The sequence below is a fragment of the Nitrobacter sp. CN101 genome (genome assembly GCF_055390255.1).
On sequence record NZ_AP038833.1, the window covers coordinates 2805086 to 2823637 of the forward strand.

The window sequence follows — 18552 nt, forward strand, 5'->3', positions numbered from 1 at the left end:
TCGCTCGAAAATGCTTCAGTCGAACAAGTTTTATTGCCGGATCGCGCGCTCCTGCGCCTCGACCACCGCAATGGCCGTCATGTTGAGGATCCCGCGCGCCGTCACTGACGGGGTCAAAATGTGGGCGGGATGCGCGGGACCGATCAGGATAGGCCCGACAAGCAGGCCGCTGCCGAGCACCTTGATCATCTGATAGGCGGCGTTCGCTGCATCGAGGTTTGGCAGAATTAGAACGTTGGCGACGCCGGTTAACCGGGAATGCGGCAAGATCAGTTGTCGTGCGGACTCCGACAAGGCGGTATCGCCCTGCATTTCACCGTCGGCCTCGATATCGGGATGACGGGCGATGAACAGTTCGGTCGCTCGACGTGCCTTGCGCGAGGATTCCGTATCGTAGCTGCCGAAATCGGAATGCGACACGAACGCGATCTTCGGCGTGATGTTGAAGCGCTGCACATGCACGGCGGCCTGGGCTGCGATGTCCGCGAGTTCGTCAGCGGACGGGTTTGGGCGCACCTGCGTATCCGCGATGAAATAGGCGCCCTTGCCGGTGATCATCAGCGACAGCGCGGCGAAGTCGCTCGCGCCGGGCAGATATCCGATGATCTCTCGAATGTGCCGGAGGTGCCGCATATAGCTGCCTTCAACGCCGCACAGCATCGCATCGGCTTCGCCTCGCACCACCGCAAGCGCAGCTATTACGGTCGCATTGGTGCGGATCGTCGTCCGCGCGACGTCCGGCGTCGCGCCGTGCCGGCCGGCGACATCGATGTAGGACTGCACATATGCTCGGTAGCGGGGATCGTCCTCGGGGTTGATCAGATCGAAATCCCTGCCCGCCTTGATCGCGAGACCGAGACGCCTGAGACGCGTCTCCACCACGGATGGGCGGCCGACCAGGATCGGGCGGGCCAGTTGCTCCTCAAGCACCTCTTGAGTTGCTCGCAGCACACGCAAATCCTCGCCCTCGGCGTAGATCACCCGAAACGGCTGCTTCTTTGCCTTCGCAAATACCGGTTTCATGACGAGGCCGGACCGGAAGGCAAAGCGTTCAAGCCGCGCGTGGTACTCGTCGAAATTCGTGATCGGTCGCGTCGCAACTCCCGAGGCCATCGCAGCCCTCGCGACGGCGGGCGCGATGCGCAGGATCAGGCGGGGGTCGAATGGACTGGGAATCAAAGAGCCCGGTCCGAAACCATGAGTTTCGCTGTCAAATCGGATAGCGGCGTCGGACGGCGGTTCGCGGGCGAGCCGGGCGATGGCATCGACAGCGGCTAGCTTCATATCCTCGTTGATCGCGGTGGCGCCAACGTCGAGAGCACCGCGGAAGATAAAGGGAAAGCACAGGACGTTGTTCACCTGATTAGGAAAGTCGGAACGTCCAGTGCAGATCATGGCATCGGGCCGCGCCTGGCGCGCCTCGTCCGGCATGATTTCCGGAACAGGATTGGCGAGCGCCAGCACCAGCGGCTTATCCGCCATCTGCGCGACCATCTCCGGCGTCAGCACGCCGCCGGCCGAGACGCCCAGAAACACATCCGCGCCCGCAATCGCTTCCGCCAGCTTGCGCTTGTCGGTCTTCTGCGCATAAACCGCTTTCCACTTGTCCATTCGGGTATTGCGGCCGTCGTAAACAACGCCGTCGATATCGCAAACCCAGATGTTCTTGCGCTGCGCGCCCATCGACACCAGCAGATTGAGACAGGCGATAGCGGCCGCCCCCGCGCCTGACGCGACGATCTTGACCTCTTCGAGCGCCTTGCTATTCAGCAACAGCGCGTTGGTGATGGCGGCAGCGACGATGATCGCGGTGCCGTGCTGGTCGTCATGAAAGACCGGAATCTTCATCCGGGCCTTCAGCCGCTCCTCGATTTCGAAGCACTCGGGCCCCTTGATGTCCTCAAGGTTGATTCCGCCGAAGGTCGGCTCCAGCGCCGCGACCGTCTCCACCACGCGCTCGATGGAATCGGCAGCGATCTCGATGTCGAACACGTCGATGCCGGCGAACTTCTTGAACAGAACCGCCTTGCCTTCCATGACGGGCTTGGAGGCGAGCGGTCCAATATTGCCAAGACCCAGCACGGCTGTGCCGTTCGATACCACGGCGACCAGATTGGCCCGGCCGGTCAGCGTTGCGGCTTCTGCGGGATCGGCGACGATCTCTTCGCAGGCTGCCGCAACGCCCGGTGAATAGGCCAGCGCGAGGTCACGCTGGTTGGCGAGCGGCTTTGTTGGCTGGATTTCAAGCTTGCCGGGACGCGGATTGCGGTGGAACGACAGTGCGGCGGAGCGGAGATCTTCTGAATACGACACGGTAACGCTCCCCGGAAACTTTGGTCGGCCGGTTGGCGGAGCGGATCTGACAATAGCGCGCCACCGGCTGCCAGTCCCAAACACGAATGCTAAAATCCAAGATTCGCCAGCAATTTGCCTGCGATTGCTCGATGCTACCCTCGCAGGGATGCCTGCGGAAAAGAGGTGCCGAAGTTAGAATCGAACCGTTAGTCTTTTGGCAGATTGAGCCGGATATGAAGCTCGCGCAACTGCTTCGGAGCGACGTCCGATGGCGCGCTCATCAGCAGATCCTCGGCCTGCTGGTTCATCGGAAACAGCGAGATTTCGCGCAGGTTGGTGGTGCCGCAGAGCAGCATGACGATGCGGTCGACGCCGGCCGCCATGCCGCCATGCGGCGGTGCGCCGTATTGAAACGCGCGGTACATGCCGCCGAAGCGCTCGACGACCTCGGTCTCACCATAACCGGCGATCTCGAACGCCTTCACCATCGCTTCCGGCCTGTGATTACGAATGCCGCCGGAGGCGATCTCGTAGCCGTTGCAGGCGATGTCGTACTGGAACGCCTTGATCGTCAGCGGGTCCTGGGTGTTGAGCGCGTCGAGCCCGCCCTGCGGCATCGAGAATGGATTGTGCGAGAAGTCGACCTTTTTATCTTCTTCGTTGTACTCATACATCGGGAAGTCGACGATCCAGGCCAGCTCGAACCTGTCCTTGTCGATCAGGTTCAGTTCCTCGCCGAGTTTGGTGCGCGCGAGCCCCGCGAACTTCCAGAATTTTGCTGGATCGCCAGCAACGAAGAAGGCCGCATCACCGGCTTTCAATTTAAGTGCCGCGCGAATGGCCTCGGTGCGCTCAGGCCCGATATTGTTGGCGAGCGGGCCTGCGCCCTCGCCTTCCTCGCGCCACATGATGTAGCCGAGGCCCGGCTGACCCTCGCCCTGCGCCCACGAATTCATGCGGTCGCAGAACGCCCGGCTGCCGCCGCCCGGTCCCGGAATCGCCCAGACCTGGTTCTTCGAATCCTCCAGCATCCGCGCGAACACCTTGAAGCCCGAGCCACGGAAATGCTCGGATACGTCCTGCATTTCGAGCGGATTGCGCAGGTCGGGCTTGTCGGTGCCGTACTTGCGCAAACTTTCAGCAAACGGAATCCGCGGCCAGTTCTTTGTGACCGGCTTGCCCTTGGCGAACTCCTCAAATACACCGGTGATAACCGGCTCAACCGCAGCAAAAACATCGTCTTGCTCGATGAAGCTCATTTCAAGATCGAGCTGGTAGAACTCGCCCGGCAGCCGGTCGGCGCGCGGGTCTTCGTCGCGGAAGCATGGCGCGATCTGAAAGTAGCGGTCGAAGCCGGACATCATCAAAAGCTGCTTGTACTGCTGCGGCGCCTGCGGCAGCGCGTAGAACTTGCCGGGATGAATGCGGCTCGGCACCAGGAAGTCGCGTGCGCCTTCCGGCGAGGAGGCCGTCAGGATCGGGGTCTGGAACTCGAAGAAACCCTGTTCCTTCATGCGCCTGCGCATCGAATCGACGATGGCGCCGCGGGTCATGATGTTCTGATGCAGCTTCTCGCGACGAAGGTCGAGGAAACGGTACTTAAGCCTTATATCCTCGGGGTATTCCTGCTCACCGAATACCGGCAGCGGCAACTCGGCGGCAGGGCCGAGCACCTCGATTTGCGTGATATAGATTTCAACGCCACCGGTCGGCAGTTCCGGATTTTCGGTGCCGGCCGGCCGGCGGCGCGCCTTGCCGTCGATCCGGACCACCCATTCGGAGCGTAGCTTTTCAGCGTCGGCGAAAGCCGGCGAGTCCGGATCGGCTACGCACTGGGTCAGCCCGTAATGATCGCGCAGGTCGATGAACAGCACCCCGCCGTGGTCGCGAATGCGATGGCACCAGCCGGACAGGCGGACCGTCTGGTCGATGTGGCTGTCGCGGAGAGCGCCGCAGGTATGGGACCGATAGCGATGCATGGAAATCCTGCAGGAATGCTTCAGAGGGCGGAATCAGAGGTCGGACCGGGCCGAATGGTTGAGCGTCAGGGGTTTACCCGAGCGGAAGGAGCGCGGCAACCGGATGGCGGAACCTGAAAGAGCGGCTAGCGGTCCGATTCTAACATTCGCACCTCTTTTTTGGACGCGGCTTCTTGCGAAAGTTAGAATCGAAAGACCATTAGCAAACATAAGATGTTAGTGGAGTTTTTGAGTTTTGACGTTCGCGTCAGGTGCACGTTCAAGTGGCTTGCGAATGTCAAATTCACTCTACTAAAAGCATTTTTTGACCGCAGAAGCCTGCAAAACCAAACGCAGTGCGCGCCGAAAGCGGGGCGACAAGGGCAAAGAGACGGGCTATGGAGCGTTCATGGACCTGATTACGACCACTGCGGAACTGACCTCCGTCTGCGCTCGCTTTGCCAAGTACCCGGTTATCACCGTCGATACGGAATTCCTCCGCGAGACCACCTATTATCCCCTGCTCTGCGTCATTCAGCTGGCGAGCCCCGACGAGGCCATTGCGATCGACGCTCTAGCAGCGGGAATCGATCTGAAGCCTTTTTTCACTTTGATGTCGAACGAAAGTGTCCTGAAGGTCTTCCACGCAGCACGTCAGGACATCGAAATTATCTGGCACCAGGCCGGCATTATTCCCCATCCCGTCTTCGACACACAGGTAGCTGCCATGGTGCTCGGATACGGCGATTCTATCGCCTATGACGCGCTGGTCGAACGCGTCACGGGGCATCGTCCGGACAAGACCCATCGATTCACCGACTGGTCGCGCCGGCCCCTGACCGCGGAACAACTCGAATACGCTGTAGCGGACGTCACTCATCTCCGCGACGTCTTTGCCGCTCTCGATGCCGATCTCAAGAAGCGCGGCCGCAGTGATTGGGTCAGCGAGGAGATGGAGGTTTTGACTTCGCCAAAAACCTACGACTTCCACCCCGAACGTGCATGGGAGCGATTGAAGACCCGCGTTCGCAAGCCGAAGGATCTCGCCATTTTGATGGAAGTGGCGGCGTGGCGCGAACAGGAAGCCCAGAGTCGGAACATTCCGCGGTCGCGGGTGCTGAAAGACGACGCCGTCGGTGATATCGCGACCCACGCTCCCGCCAGCGCGGAGCGGCTGGCGACGCTGCGCTCGCTACCAAAAGGTTTTGAAAAATCCCAGTGGGGCGTCGATATCGTCGCGGCCGTCCAGCGCGGGCTCGCACGAGACCCGCACACGCTGCCGAAGATCGAGAAACCGCGCAACAATTCGAACGGCGCCGCTACGGTGGAGCTTCTCAAGGTTCTTCTGCGCATGACGTCCGAGCGCCATGCCGTTGCGAGCAAGGTGATCGCGACCGTGGACGACCTGGAACGGATCGCAGCCGATGACGAGGCCGATGTCGGTGCGCTGCACGGCTGGCGGCGCGAACTGTTCGGCGAGGCCGCCCTCGCGCTAAAGCACGGCCGGCTGGCTCTGGCGATCGAAAAGGGCCGTGTGGTGCGTGTCGAGCGAGCTTAGAGCGCACCTCGAGTTTCGCACAACAAGTTCAGAACGCACATCACTGGACCGACCTCCGGGCGACCAGTTTGCTGATCCGCGGACCGTCCATTTCCTTGATCCGGAACGACCATCCCTCCCAGGTAAACTCGTCACCGATAGCTGGTATTCGACCTAGCAGTTCAATCGCGCAGCCTGCCACGGTATGAAAGTCTCCATCGGGCTTGCGAGCGATGTTCAAGTGTATCATCGCTTCGTCAATCGGCATTTTTCCATTGATGATAAGCTGGCCGTTGTCGCCTTCCTGTATGTCCGCCTCCTCGCCGGCGTCCGGCAATTCTCCCGCAATAGACTCCAGAAGATCGGTGCGAGTAATAATTCCCTGCAATGTGCCGTACTCGTCAACGACAATGCCAACGCGAACGGGTTGCGCCTTGAAACGCTCGATAGCCTGCAGGATCGGCGTGAACTCCGCGAATACTAGTGGTTGTTGCAGAACCACGAGCGGATCAACTTCAGCGCCTTCAAGCGCCTGATCGAGCAAGTCCTGTTTTCGCAGCACGCCGACGATCTCGTCGATACTCCCCTGCCCGATCACGACGTGCTCATGCGGGCAGTCACGGACCACATTGAGAATTTCGTCCCGGTTGTCATTTGCGTCCGCCCAAACCACACTCGTTCGCGGCGTCATGATGTCGCTCACATCGCGACTCGTGAGGCTGATGACCCGCTCGACGACTTCCCGCTGGGTTCGAGCAAGCAAGCCAGCTCGTTCAGTCTCTGCAACGAGAAGTCTGATCTCGTCAGGCGAATGAAGCGATTCCTTTTCGCTGGCTGCGCTGAGGCCGAACAAGCGCAAGACACCGTTGCCGAGCCCGTTCAGTGACACGATCGCCGGCTTCAACAAAAGCCCGAACAGGAAGAGCGGACGCACGATAATCAACGCAGTGGTCTCGGTTCGCTGCAAGGCAAAGCTTTTGGGAGCGAGCTCGCCAAGCACGATATGCAGAATCGTAATGATCGCGAAGGCGGCGATGATAGCGGTGGCGTGAGCGCCGATTTTGGCTCCGGTACCGAATGGCAGAACCAACAGCGGCTCGATCAGGTGTGCCAACGCAGGCTCCCCGATCCAGCCGAGAGCCAATGATGACAGCGTAATCCCGAGCTGGCATGCTGCGAGATTATAATCCAGGTGTTCGATGGCCTTCTGTAACGCACGGGCGTTTACACGTCCTGCAGCAACCAGCTGCGCGACGCGGCTGCGGCGCATGGCCACCAGCGAAAATTCGGATGCGACGAAAAAACCATTCGCCACGACAAGAATGATGACTGAGAGAACTCCGGCTAGACTGGCTGAACTGCCATCACCCACGGCGACATCTCCTTATGAGTGTTCCAGCACGATAGTATTACGAGGCGGATGGCCGATGCGCGCAGAGAAAACGCCGCAGGCGGTGTCCCCGTGAACGGGCTAGCGGAGGACGATCGAGCCCGAGCGGCCAACAAGGCGCGCCAGTTGTTTGAACCGGCCACTCACACGATCCGCGACCAGATCGATCAGCTGGTGTTCGAACACAAGCGTCAGCTTGCGGCCGCTGCTTTTAAAATGGGTAGCGGACAACACACCTGGCCGAGCCGCGGAAATCATATGCGCGATGCGAAAGGCTGCGCCCAGAATGCGCGCTCTCTCATCCATAGGCGGAGTTACCAATTCGCATATCACCGGGGACGGTTCGTTCACCCCATTTAACCCGGCATAGCGGTAATATACCGACAGCGCGACGAACGCTCGTCCTTGATGGTCTATGCTGCCAAAATTGCCGTGCATGACCGAATCGAGTGTCTGCTCGCTGCGGTAGTCCGGATGTATGCGCCAGCCGATATCGGAAAGCAGGCAAGCGGCGTGACGCAGTCGACGATCGTTTTCGGTCTCATGAAGTTTCGCAATCCGGAACAGTCGATCGGTCCATTGGATCAATTCTTCTGCATGGTGTGCGGAACGCGAGAGCAAGCCGTTCAGCGACTGCGCGGCGCAGATCAATCCATCCCGCGAGCGGTCGGCGGCCGGCAGCATCGAATAAAGCAAACCTTCGCGGACACCATAGGTCGAGAACACGATGGTTTTTGGCTTCGCAATCCGGATTATATGTTCCAGGACGAGAGCGGCATAAGTCAGCAGCGGCTGGCGCGCCTCGGCAACGGCTTCGATATCTGCCAGCGTCTGGGAAGCCGCTAGACGACGCAGCCGCCGGACGAAATCGAGCGCGTCTGCTGCGGGAATGGAATAGCCGTGCATGACACGAAGTGGATAACCGCTCTGAATGATGTGAATGCGAGCTAACGCTCGCCACGTTCCACCGATCGCGTAAAAGGTACGGCCATGTCCAGTCTTTAGCGGCACCGCGTCGGCAAGCGCGGCTTTTACGATTCGGTCTGCGCGCTTCAACGATTTCTTCGACGCATCCTGCAATGCGAGACTGCCCAGCGGGAGCGTTATTCCACGACCGATGCGATGACCGCGCACGTCGGTCAATTCCAACGAACCGCCACCGAGATCCCCCACGATCCCGTTCGGTTTGTGGACGCTGGAAACCACGCCTAGCGCTGCGAAATAAGCCTCCCGCGATCCCGACAGGATTTCGATCGGCACACGGCAGATGCGCTCAGCCTTGGCTATGAAATCAGGGCCATTGGTGGCATCGCGGCAAGCGGCGGTTGCGATGGCGTAGACGCGACCGACCTTCATGACCCTGCACAGGGCGTGAAAACGCCGCAGGGAGGTCAGTGCCTTGTTGATCGGATCCTGCGCGAGCAGCCCGGTGGATTGCACCTCGCGCCCGAGCCCGCACGATGCTTTCTCGTTGAAAATCGAAACGAGGCTCCGCTGCAACGCTTCATAGACGACGAGACGTACGGAATTGGAGCCGATATCGATAACAGCGACGCTGGAGCCAGGCTTGCTTGGGCGCGGATATTCTCGCACAGGCCTCCTATGCGGGTGACTGCCGCTCTGCGCGACGCGTGAGGCGGCGCGGCGAAGATTCCTTGAGCGACTTTCCACGGCCGGACAGACTCGGATTCGTCATGAAATAGTTATGCAGGTTGAAGGGCTCCTCACCCTTCGCGGCCTTCATACGCGTTGATGATCCATCCGGCAACAACTGCCAACTCTGTTCGGTATCCTTCAGGTTTGCGACCATGATCTGCTCGAGAACCTGCTGATGCACCGTCGCATTTTGCAAGGGGCATAGCACTTCGACGCGGCGGTCGAGGTTGCGCGGCATCATGTCCGCAGACGAGATATACACAGCAGCTTTGGGGCCGGGCATCGGTTGCCCCATTCCAAAGCAGTAAATTCGTCCGTGTTCCAGAAACCTGCCGATGATTGATTTGACGCGAATGTTTTCCGACAATCCGGGAACTCCGGGTCGAAGGCAGCACATGCCGCGCACGATCAACTCGACAGAAACGCCGGCCAGGGATGCTTCATACAGGGCGTCGATGATATCGGGATCGACCAGCGCGTTCATCTTCATCCAGATCGCGGCCGGCTTGCCGTTACGGGCAAACGTGGTTTCACCTCGAATATGATCGAGAATCCGGTTTCGCAATGTCAGAGGCGATACGGCCATTTTTTCGATATCGCTCGGCTCTGCGTAGCCCGTGATGTAATTGAATACGCGCGCCGCATCACGGCCGATAATCGGATCCGATGTAAAATAGGACAGGTCGGTATAAATGCGCGCGGTCACGGGGTGGTAGTTGCCGGTGCCGGTGTGGACGTAAGTCGCGAGACTACCGCCTTCCCGGCGCACAACCAGCGACAGCTTGGCGTGCGTCTTCAGCTCAAGGAAGCCGTAAACCACTTGGGCGCCGGCGCGCTCGAGATCGCGCGCCCACCGGATGTTGGCCTCTTCGTCAAAACGCGCTTTGAGTTCAATGAGAGCCGTGACCGACTTACCAGCCTCCGCGGCCTCCACCAGCGCCCGCACGATCGGCGAGTTGTTGGAGGTGCGGTAGAGCGTCTGCTTGATCGCGACCACGTCAGGGTCGCGCGCAGCCTGCTGCAAGAACTGCACGACGACGTCAAACGATTCATAAGGATGATGGACAATCAGGTCTTTCTGCCGGATTGCAGCGAACACGTCGCCGCCGTGATCGCGTACCCGTTCCGGGTGGCGCGGGACGTACGGCACGAATTCAAGGTCTGACCGATCGAGCCGTGTGAGTTGCGACAGCTCGTTCATGGCCAGGACGCCATCCACCAGCAATACTTCGTCGTCGGCAGCCGATAACGCTCGCTGAACGAATGCCCGAAGCTCGGCCGGCATAGCGGCTTCGATCTCAAGCCGGATGACGGAGCCGCGGCGGCGGCGCTTCAAGGCGGTCTCGAACAGGCGAACCAGATCCTCCGCCTCCTCCTCGATCTCCAGTTCGGAATCCCGGATGATGCGAAACGCGCCCTGTCCCTTGACGGTGTAACCCGGAAACAGCCGGTTGATGAACAGGCTGGTAGCGCCTTCAAGCGTGATCAGTCTGACCGGGTCGTCTTTGCTGGCCGGTGGTAGCCTCAGAAACCGGTCGATCTTGCCCGGCATACGGATCAACGCATTCATCGGCTTACCGTCAGAGGTGCGCGCGAGCTGTAGCGCGATGGTGAAGCCGAGACTTGGAATGAATGGAAAGGGGTGAGCCGGATCGATAGCGAGCGGCGTCAGTAAGGGGAAAATATTGTGCAGAAAGTGATCCGAGATCCAGCTTCGCTCGGCCTTGGTGACGTCCTTGCCATCGATCAGGACGATCCCGACTTCGGTCAGTACATTACGGAGATCTCGCCAGATCGCCTGTTGATCGCTCGCGAGCCTTGAGACCGTCTCGTTGATGAGAATAAGTTGCTCCGACGGCGGTAGCCCGTCCGGGCTGCGCTCGGTAATCCCTTCCCGGACCTGCGCCTTGATACCGGCAACGCGAACCATGAAGAACTCGTCAAGGTTATTGGCGGAAATCGACAGGAAGCGGACGCGTTCGAGTGCGGGGTGGCCGGGATTGACGGATTCCTCAAGTACGCGACGATTGAAATGCAGCCAGGACAGCTCCCGATTGATGAACCGCTCCGGGCTGGTGCGGATTGCGGAGTCCAGTTGCGGCTCCGGCTTTTTTTCTTCGGTAGCAATAGTTTGAACTGAATCCATTGATATGACGGTTCCGTATCTCGTTGGTCGTGCGGGCACGGCGGCGCAGCTGCAAACCATGGGCCAGCTCAATGACCTTTCCATGACATTTGATGTTACGGAAGGTCGTGGCGTCAAGGGTGAGCCGGAGGGGATGCCGAGCCTTATGGCTTCAGTCGTGATTACGCAGCAGTTCGGCGGCGAGCGCGCGAGTCACAGGTCTGCCAAGCCGTAACGATTCGGTATCGAGTTGTTCGACGGCGAGGCGAGCGGCAGCGAATGATCGTTCGGTCCGGGTTGCGATATAATTGACGACCGCTTCGTCGATGTTCATTTGGCGGTCCGCGGAGAACTTCACGATCAGCGCCCGGAATAGCTGATCGTCAGGCGGCATCAACGTCACGACCGGCACCGCGCGGAGTCGCGAACGGAGGTCACGCAACCTGATCTCCATCGCGGCCGGAGTGACTCGCGCCGTGATCAGCACGAACGCTGCCTCTTCACGGGCAAGATTTATCAGGTGAAACATTGCAAGCTCGTCGAAGGCTTGCGGATTAATGTCCTCCACGACGAGCGCCCCTGTCGCCAAAGCAGCCGGTACGGTCGCCGCAGTCAGGCTTCGCGCGCTTATGGAGCGCGCGCCCGCCTGCTCCGCCCAGATCGTCGCGAGATGGCTTTTGCCGCAACCTTCGGGACCGGCCAGCAACATGATCCTGTTCGGCCACTCCGGCCAGCTCTCAATCAGCGATAGCGCCGCCGCGTTCGCGTGACCTTCCAGAAAGTCGTCCCGCGAAAAGCTTTCAGCGTGCGGCAGCGCGAATGCGAGCTGACGGGAGGGAGGACGGCCTGCCAAGCATCTACTCCACTACAAACGCCACACCGGACTACTAGCACCAACTGGAGCGCGCCGTGCCATCTTCATTTCGGATCGATGGTGCTCATGTGACGCACCCACTCAACGAGATAGAAAGAGACGGAAACCAGGGTCAAGATCGCGATGGCGGCCATCAGAAGGGTATCGTAGGGCGAGGAATCAAATCCGAATCCCAGCGCCGCCAGCACCAACGCCGCGAACCCGACCTGTGCCCCCGTATTGAGCTTCGAAACCAGCAGCGGCTTCATGGGCACCGGCTTGTTGAACAGCCATGACACGATCACGGCCCCGACGATCATGATGTCGCGCGAGACCACCAGGATAACGAGCCAAATGGGAACGGCCCCCAAGATGCCGAGCGTCACGAAGATCGAGACCAGCAGCGCCTTGTCGGCCAGTGGATCCAGAAGCGCGCCCAGTTCACTTGCCATATTGAAGCGCTTGGCTAAAAACCCGTCCACCGCATCGCTGACGCCGGCAACCACAAAGATGGCAAACGCGATTTCCATCTGATTGGAGGCGATAGCCCAGATAATGACTGGCACGAGCAGAATGCGGCCGAGCGTAATGATATTTGGAATACTCACGCGACGTTTCCCAGGCTCCGGATGGTTTCCGCACAAAACCTTCGGGAGACAAGGCTTTGCCGAAGGGATCGGCCCTTGTCTACATAGTATATGCGGACAGCCCGTGCGAGCCATTGCGCAAGTCCGCAATCCGACGTAACCAGCCGGAAAATGTCTTCGGGCGCTGCTGCATGACCGACAAGAACGATGGCCTTACCTATGCCGGGGCAGGTGTCGATATCGACGCCGGCAACCGGTTGGTTGACCTCATCAAGCCGATGGTTCGCGCGACCGCTCGCGCCGGCGCGGATGCTGAGATCGGTGGGTTCGGCGGACTGTTTGATCTCAAGGCCGCCGGATTTACGGACCCGATTTTGGTCGCGGCCAACGACGGGGTCGGAACCAAGGTCAAGATCGCAATCGAAACCGGTATTCACGACACCATCGGCATCGATCTCGTCGCCATGTCCGTCAACGATCTCGTCGTGCAAGGTGCGGAGCCGTTGTTCTTCCTTGATTATTTTGCCTGCGGCAAGCTTGATCCCGAAACGACCGCGGCGATCGTGGCCGGTATCGCGGAAGGTTGCCGGGAGGCGGGTTGCGCCCTGATCGGCGGAGAAACGGCCGAGATGCCGGGCCTCTACAAGGAGGGTGACTATGATCTTGCTGGCTTCGCAGTCGGAGCGGCGGAACGCGGCGCCCTGTTGCCAAGCCGCGATATCGCTGCCGGAGATGCGGTGATCGGACTTGCGTCGTCCGGCGTGCATTCTAATGGCTATTCGCTGGTCCGCAAGATTGTCGAAGTTTCGGGAACCGCCCTCGCCGCTCCAGCGCCTTTTGCCCCGGTTACGACCTTGGGAGGCGCGCTGCTAACCCCTACCCGGCTTTACGTCAAATCCTGCCTGCGCGCGATCCGCGAAACCGGCGCGGTGAAAGGGCTTGCCCACATCACCGGAGGCGGTTTCACCGACAACATTCCTCGCGTACTGCCCGAAGGACTCGGTGTGCGGATCGATCTCGCCAGGTTGACGGTACTTCCGGTATTCAAATGGCTGGCGCATCAGGGCAGCATAGCCGAACGCGAAATGCTTCGAACCTTCAATTGCGGTATCGGCATGATCGCGATCGTGCGCCGTGATGCGGTTCAGCAAGTCGTAGACGTATTGGCGCAGGCCGGTGAACGCGTTTCGTTGCTCGGTGATGTGATCGTCGCCGGTGATGATGGACGTGTCATTTACGACGGCCACCTCGATCTCGCGATGTAGAACGCGCGCCCGCAGGGAATGAGAGCATGAAACGCCGTGTCGCCATCCTGATTTCCGGACGCGGATCGAACATGATGGCGCTGGTGGAAGCCGCCGAAGCCCCGGACTTTCCGGCTGAAATCGCGGTCGTCATTTCCAATAAGTCCGACGCGGCGGGCCTCGCCAGAGCTAGAGCAGCCGGCATCGAGACCCTCGTCATTGAAAGCAAGCCATTTGGCAAGGATCGCGTGGCGTTCGAGGCCAAACTGCAATCCGCTCTGGACGACAAGCGCATCGAATTCATCTGCCTCGGCGGTTTCATGCGGCTGTTCACTGCTGAGTTCGTCCAACGTTGGCATGGGCGAATGCTCAACATTCATCCCTCGTTGCTTCCATCATTCCGAGGACTCGACCCCCACGGTCAGGCCCTGCGCGCAGGCGTGAAGATCTCTGGCGCCACGGTTCATTTCGTTGTTGCGGAAACAGATGCCGGCCCGATCATCATGCAGGGCGCGGTGACCGTCCGCGACGACGATACAGCTGAGATACTGGCCGCACGCGTGCTGGAGATCGAGCATCGTATCTACCCGGATGCGCTGCGGCTGGTCGCGGGTGGTGGCACGCGACTGGATGGCGACATCTGTAATACGTCGGCAAAGGCCAGTTTGGACGATAGCCTGATCTCGCCGTTGGTGATCTGACCACGTTCGGTCAGGTCAAAACTGGTCCACCGCCCCTCGCGACCGGGGAGCACTTCGCCGAGCCGATCGCGGGATCGCGCCCAGTTACGCCGGAGACCGGCTCACGCTGCGCGCCAAATCGATTCATCACACTTTAGAAGCTCGTATCGGCGGGCCGCATGCGATTGCGCCAGATCGATCCTGCGATCAGCACGATCATAACCCCTAGTACGCCACACAATACCTCGCCTCCGGGTCCGCCGGAGGCAAATTGCGGTGCGATGCCAAGCCATCCCAAGACCGCATCCAGAAAAGTACCGGCGCCCGTGTCGAAGAATTGATGCAGCTGTGGCGCAACCGCCGGATCGGTCGCGATGACTTCGCCGGCGACCCAGCCCAGCAACGCAGATCCGGCCCAGACCAGAAAAGGAAAATGTGTCAGAAGCATCATGATCAGAGCGGCGCCCGTCACGATCAGCGGCACGCTGATCGCCAGCCCGATGATCAACAGCGGCACGCTGCCATTTGCCGCCGCTGCGATCGCAATCACATTGTCAAGACTCATGACGAAGTCGGCGACTACCACCACCCGAACGGCAGCCCAGAGATGGCTGGTCGCCGGGATTCCCTCTTCGCTCTCTTTTTCCGGCGCCAGCAATTTGGCGGCAATCACCAGCAGCGCGAGCCCTCCTGCTAACTTGAGGTAGGGCAGCCCCATCAAGGTCGTGATGATCCCGGCGAAGATGATGCGGAGGCCGACCGCCGCGCCGGCGCCGAGCACCACTCCCCAAAAACGCAGTTGGGGAGGCAGCCCGCGACAGGCAAGCGCGATTACCAGCGCGTTGTCGCCGGACAGGACAACATCGATCCAAATGATCTTGCCGACGGCGAGCCAGAATGCCGGATCATCTACATCGTTTCGAAACTGGTCGAAGGCCGATGCGATCGTTGTTAGATCGAAAGCCTGCAGAAGCGAATCCAACGCCAGCTTCCCTTCGATCGAACGCCGCCAGATCTGGCCTAGCCGACTATCTCGTTGCCCGAGAAAAACTGGGCGATTTCGATAGCCGCGGTTTCGGCTGCGTCCGATCCATGAACGGAGTTTTCACCGACCGATTTCGCATGGAGCTTGCGGATGGTGCCATCGGCCGCCTTGGACGGGTCGGTCGCGCCCATGATCTCGCGATGCTTGAGGACCGCATTGTCGCCCTCGAGCACTTGCACGACCACCGGCCCGGAAATCATGAAGTCAACGAGTTCTCCGAAGAAGGGACGCGTCTTGTGCACGGCGTAAAACGTCTCGGCCTGCTCACGGGTCATGCGGATGCGCTTTTGGGCCACAACTCGCAGTCCAGCCTTTTCTATCAGGGCGTTGATCGCGCCGGTCAGGTTTCGCGCGGTCGCGTCCGGCTTGAGAATCGAAAAGGTGCGTTCAATCGCCATGATATCGTCCTTGATTCAGCGGTCGTGGGAATTGCGGCGCTTATATCGGCGTGCATCATTCACGGCAAGCGCGCTCGGCGGGCCGCCGGAGGGCTGGTAATGCGGCAAAACAACCCGCGTCGGGAATGCTTGGTACTGAAAATCGCACGATTTTCGTGAAAATGAGCAACAATGATGGATAACAAAGCGCGCAGGCGTTTTTCACAACGCATGCGATGGCGAAGGCTGCTATAAGCCCCGCACCTGCTATTGCGATGAACGAACAGGCCTCGATAGATGAGTGGATTCAAGGAACCGGGCTTCGCGGACCGCCAAAAAGCGGCGCTGGAGGCCCGGAAAAATATTCTCGACAAGTTTCGCGCGCGGCCCGGTCTTGACGATCCCGCCGTAAAGCAAAGGCAGGCCGAGCGCGAGGCCCAGGCGGCCGCCCGCGAAAAGGCGCGGCAAGCCCGCGAAGTCGAGAAGGCCGCGCAAAAAGCCCGTGAGGCAGAGGCCGCTGCGGCCGCCGCCGCGCAACTCGCCCGGGAGAAAGAAGAAGCCGCCGCCGCCGCCGCGGCGCTTGAGGCCGAGCGCAAGGCGGCGCGCGATGCCCGCTATGCCGCCAGAAAGGGGCGGAAGAAGTAGCCAGCAATTTAGTGGACGTTGGTCACGAACCATTGCCGTATACCGGGCGGTGGCAAACTGTCGGGGACGAATCGGCCTGATGACGTGTCTGGTCCCTACTTGAGAATAGACCCTGACGGAAAAGTCACGGGGACGGAAATTCCGGGTCGTGAGACAGACTAAGCCGCGGGCTCGATGTCGGCGAGTTCGGCGCCTTCCTGCACGATATCGCCGACCTTGCATTTAAGCTCTTTCAACTTACCGGCGTAGGGCGCGCGCAAGGTCTGCTCCATCTTCATGACTTCCAGCGTGAGGATGGGTGCACCCTTCTCCAACAGCGCCCCCTCTTCCGCGAGCAGCGCGACCACTGTGCCCGGAAGCGGTGCGACGATGCGATCTTCGCCGGTCTGCTCCTCATCGTCTTCGCCAAAGGGATCGACCCAGTGCAACTCGAACCGCCCATTGCGTGTCCGCAAGTAGAGTTCGCGTCCGTCGACGACGAAGACAACATGGCTTCGTATTCCATCGAGCGCGAGGATCATGCCCTCTCGGTCGTCCGCAGCAAACGCGAATGCGAGATTCTTTTCTCCTAGCCGGATTTCATACGGGCCACTGCCATAGACGAACGTGACCTCGTGCTCGGCCTGACCTTGACGGAATACGAACCGCCGCTGACGTCGGCCGACCACCATCCAGCCCGCCGTTCGCCAGGGCGATGCTCGGTCCGTTGGAGACATCTTGCTTTCCGCCAGCAGGACAGCAGCGACGGATGCCGCGAGTTCAGTCTCGCTCGGTGCCGCTGAAGGCTGGGTCAGGTCTTGAAGATGACGCTCGATAAACCCTGTGTCGACCGCGTTGGCGCGCACGTCCGCGTGCGTGACCAGCGCGGATAGAAACGGAATGTTGGTCACGACGCCGCGGACATCGGTTTCTTCGATGCCGCGCTTGAGCCGGCAGATCGCGGCTTCGCGGGTTGGCGCCCAGGCGATTATTTTGGCGAGCATGGCATCGTAATTCGGCGGAACCGCATCGCCTTCACGGTAGCCGGCATCGATGCGCAAGCCATCCACCTCCGGGGGCGTGCGCCACGTCTTGATGCGGCCGACAGATGGCATGAAGCCCTTATTTGGGTTCTCGGCGTAGACTCGCGCTTCGATGGCGTGGCCGTTCAGTCTGATCTGGTCCTGCATCAGCGGCAGTTTTTCACCGAACGCGACCCGAAGCTGCCATTCCACGAGGTCGATTCCGGTGATGAGTTCGGTCACGGGATGCTCGACCTGCAGCCGGGTGTTCATTTCGATGAAGAACACGTCCTTGCCGTCAGATACGAACTCGACGGTGCCCGCGCCGATATAACTTACCGCGGCGGCGGCCTTGCGCGCGGCTTCGCATACCTTATCGCGCTGCGCGGCGTCGAGCGTCGGCGACGGCGCTTCCTCGATCACCTTCTGGTGCCTACGCTGCAAGGTGCATTCACGCTCGAACAGAGACAGCAGATTGCCATGGCTATCGCCGATCACTTGCACCTCGATATGCCGAGGGCTCTCGACGTATTTTTCGATTAGCATCCGGTCGTCGCCGAATGCCGCCTTGGCCTCCCGCCGGGCGCTGACGATAGCCGGGGTCAGTTCCGCAGCCGAACGCACGATCCGCATACCGCGGCCACCGCCGCCAGCGGACGCCTTCACCAGAACCGGATAGCCGATCTGGTCCGCAGCGCTCCGCAAAGTGGCTTCGTCCTGCGCCTCGCCATGATATCCCGGCACCAGCGGCACGCCCGCCTTCTGCATCAGCGCCTTGGCGTCCGACTTCGCCCCCATGGCGGTCATCATCGCCGCTGTCGGTCCGACGAACACGAGGCCGGCATCGGCGCAGACTTGCGCGAAACCGGCATTCTCCGACAAAAACCCGTAGCCCGGATGGACGCCTTCCGCGCCGGACTTGCGGGCCGCGTCGATCACTTTCTCGATGTTGAGATAGCTGTCGCGTGCGGGCGCGGGTCCAAGCAGCACGGCGTCGTCGGCCATCCTAACATGCAGCGCGTCGCGATCCGCCTCCGAATAGACGGCAACGGTGTGCAGACCCATGGCTCGGGCGGAACGGATTACGCGGCACGCAATCTCGCCGCGATTGGCGATCAGGAGCGTGCTGAAACGGCGATAATGCGGACGCCTCGCCATG

At 60.4% G+C, this 18552-nt stretch carries 14 protein-coding genes; 4 read left to right on the top strand and 10 right to left on the bottom strand.

Annotated features, from left to right (window positions below; genetic code table 11):
* Nucleotides 1-30 precede the first annotated feature (30 nt).
* Together ACZ5IL_RS14165 and aspS are read right to left on the bottom strand one after the other, a co-directional pair.
* Nucleotides 31-2313: an NADP-dependent malic enzyme gene (locus tag ACZ5IL_RS14165; RefSeq protein WP_464592388.1), complete on the bottom strand. Its 2283-nt coding sequence runs from the start codon at nt 2311-2313 to the stop codon at nt 31-33.
* Between the two features lie 188 nt (nt 2314-2501).
* On the bottom strand, nt 2502-4274 hold the full coding sequence (gene aspS / locus ACZ5IL_RS14170) for an aspartate--tRNA ligase (RefSeq protein WP_464592390.1): 1773 nt from the start codon (nt 4272-4274) through the stop codon (nt 2502-2504).
* A 388-nt stretch (nt 4275-4662) separates the two neighbouring features.
* Between aspS and rnd the strand changes: the two genes are divergently transcribed.
* A complete protein-coding gene (rnd, locus tag ACZ5IL_RS14175) occupies nt 4663-5811 on the top strand; it encodes a ribonuclease D (protein ID WP_464592392.1) in 1149 nt (382 codons plus the stop codon).
* Nucleotides 5812-5851: 40 nt separating this feature from the next.
* Here the strand turns inward: rnd and ACZ5IL_RS14180 are convergent, their stop codons facing one another.
* The 5 genes from ACZ5IL_RS14180 to ACZ5IL_RS14200 form a co-directional block, all read right to left on the bottom strand.
* The gene (locus ACZ5IL_RS14180) at nt 5852-7162 is read right to left on the bottom strand and encodes a hemolysin family protein (protein WP_464592394.1); all 1311 of its coding nucleotides are present in this window, start codon (nt 7160-7162) and stop codon (nt 5852-5854) included.
* A gap of 99 nt (nt 7163-7261) precedes the next feature.
* Nucleotides 7262-8773 (bottom strand): exopolyphosphatase, encoded by a 1512-nt coding sequence (gene ppx / locus ACZ5IL_RS14185; RefSeq protein WP_464592396.1) that lies wholly within the window; start codon nt 8771-8773, stop codon nt 7262-7264.
* A 7-nt stretch (nt 8774-8780) separates the two neighbouring features.
* Nucleotides 8781-10982, bottom strand: coding sequence for an RNA degradosome polyphosphate kinase (locus tag ACZ5IL_RS14190; protein ID WP_464592398.1), 2202 nt, complete (start codon nt 10980-10982; stop codon nt 8781-8783).
* 151 nt (nt 10983-11133) lie between these two features.
* Nucleotides 11134-11814, bottom strand: a complete 681-nt coding sequence (locus tag ACZ5IL_RS14195; protein ID WP_464592400.1) for a P-loop NTPase family protein — start codon at nt 11812-11814, stop codon at nt 11134-11136.
* A gap of 65 nt (nt 11815-11879) precedes the next feature.
* Complete coding sequence (locus ACZ5IL_RS14200) at nt 11880-12422, bottom strand: CDP-alcohol phosphatidyltransferase family protein (protein WP_464592402.1); 543 nt, start codon at nt 12420-12422, stop codon at nt 11880-11882.
* A gap of 170 nt (nt 12423-12592) precedes the next feature.
* Here ACZ5IL_RS14200 and purM point away from each other — a divergent pair, with 170 nt between their 5' ends.
* Nucleotides 12593-13666, top strand: a complete 1074-nt coding sequence (gene purM, locus ACZ5IL_RS14205; RefSeq protein WP_464592404.1) for a phosphoribosylformylglycinamidine cyclo-ligase — start codon at nt 12593-12595, stop codon at nt 13664-13666.
* Nucleotides 13667-13692: 26 nt separating this feature from the next.
* A complete protein-coding gene (gene purN, locus ACZ5IL_RS14210; RefSeq protein WP_464592405.1) occupies nt 13693-14346 on the top strand; it encodes a phosphoribosylglycinamide formyltransferase in 654 nt (217 codons plus the stop codon).
* A gap of 133 nt (nt 14347-14479) precedes the next feature.
* Here the strand turns inward: purN and ACZ5IL_RS14215 are convergent, their stop codons facing one another.
* On the bottom strand, nt 14480-15307 hold the full coding sequence (locus ACZ5IL_RS14215; protein ID WP_464592407.1) for a YjbE family putative metal transport protein: 828 nt from the start codon (nt 15305-15307) through the stop codon (nt 14480-14482).
* A 38-nt stretch (nt 15308-15345) separates the two neighbouring features.
* Nucleotides 15346-15768: a nucleoside-diphosphate kinase gene (gene ndk, locus ACZ5IL_RS14220; RefSeq protein ID WP_425909393.1), complete on the bottom strand. Its 423-nt coding sequence runs from the start codon at nt 15766-15768 to the stop codon at nt 15346-15348.
* Nucleotides 15769-16044: 276 nt separating this feature from the next.
* Here ndk and ACZ5IL_RS14225 point away from each other — a divergent pair, with 276 nt between their 5' ends.
* Nucleotides 16045-16392: a DUF6481 family protein gene (locus ACZ5IL_RS14225; protein WP_464592409.1), complete on the top strand. Its 348-nt coding sequence runs from the start codon at nt 16045-16047 to the stop codon at nt 16390-16392.
* A gap of 158 nt (nt 16393-16550) precedes the next feature.
* Here ACZ5IL_RS14225 and ACZ5IL_RS14230 read toward each other — a convergent pair whose 3' ends face one another.
* On the bottom strand, nt 16551-18551 hold the full coding sequence (locus tag ACZ5IL_RS14230) for an acetyl/propionyl/methylcrotonyl-CoA carboxylase subunit alpha (protein ID WP_464592411.1): 2001 nt from the start codon (nt 18549-18551) through the stop codon (nt 16551-16553).
* Nucleotide 18552: the final 1 nt, after the last annotated feature.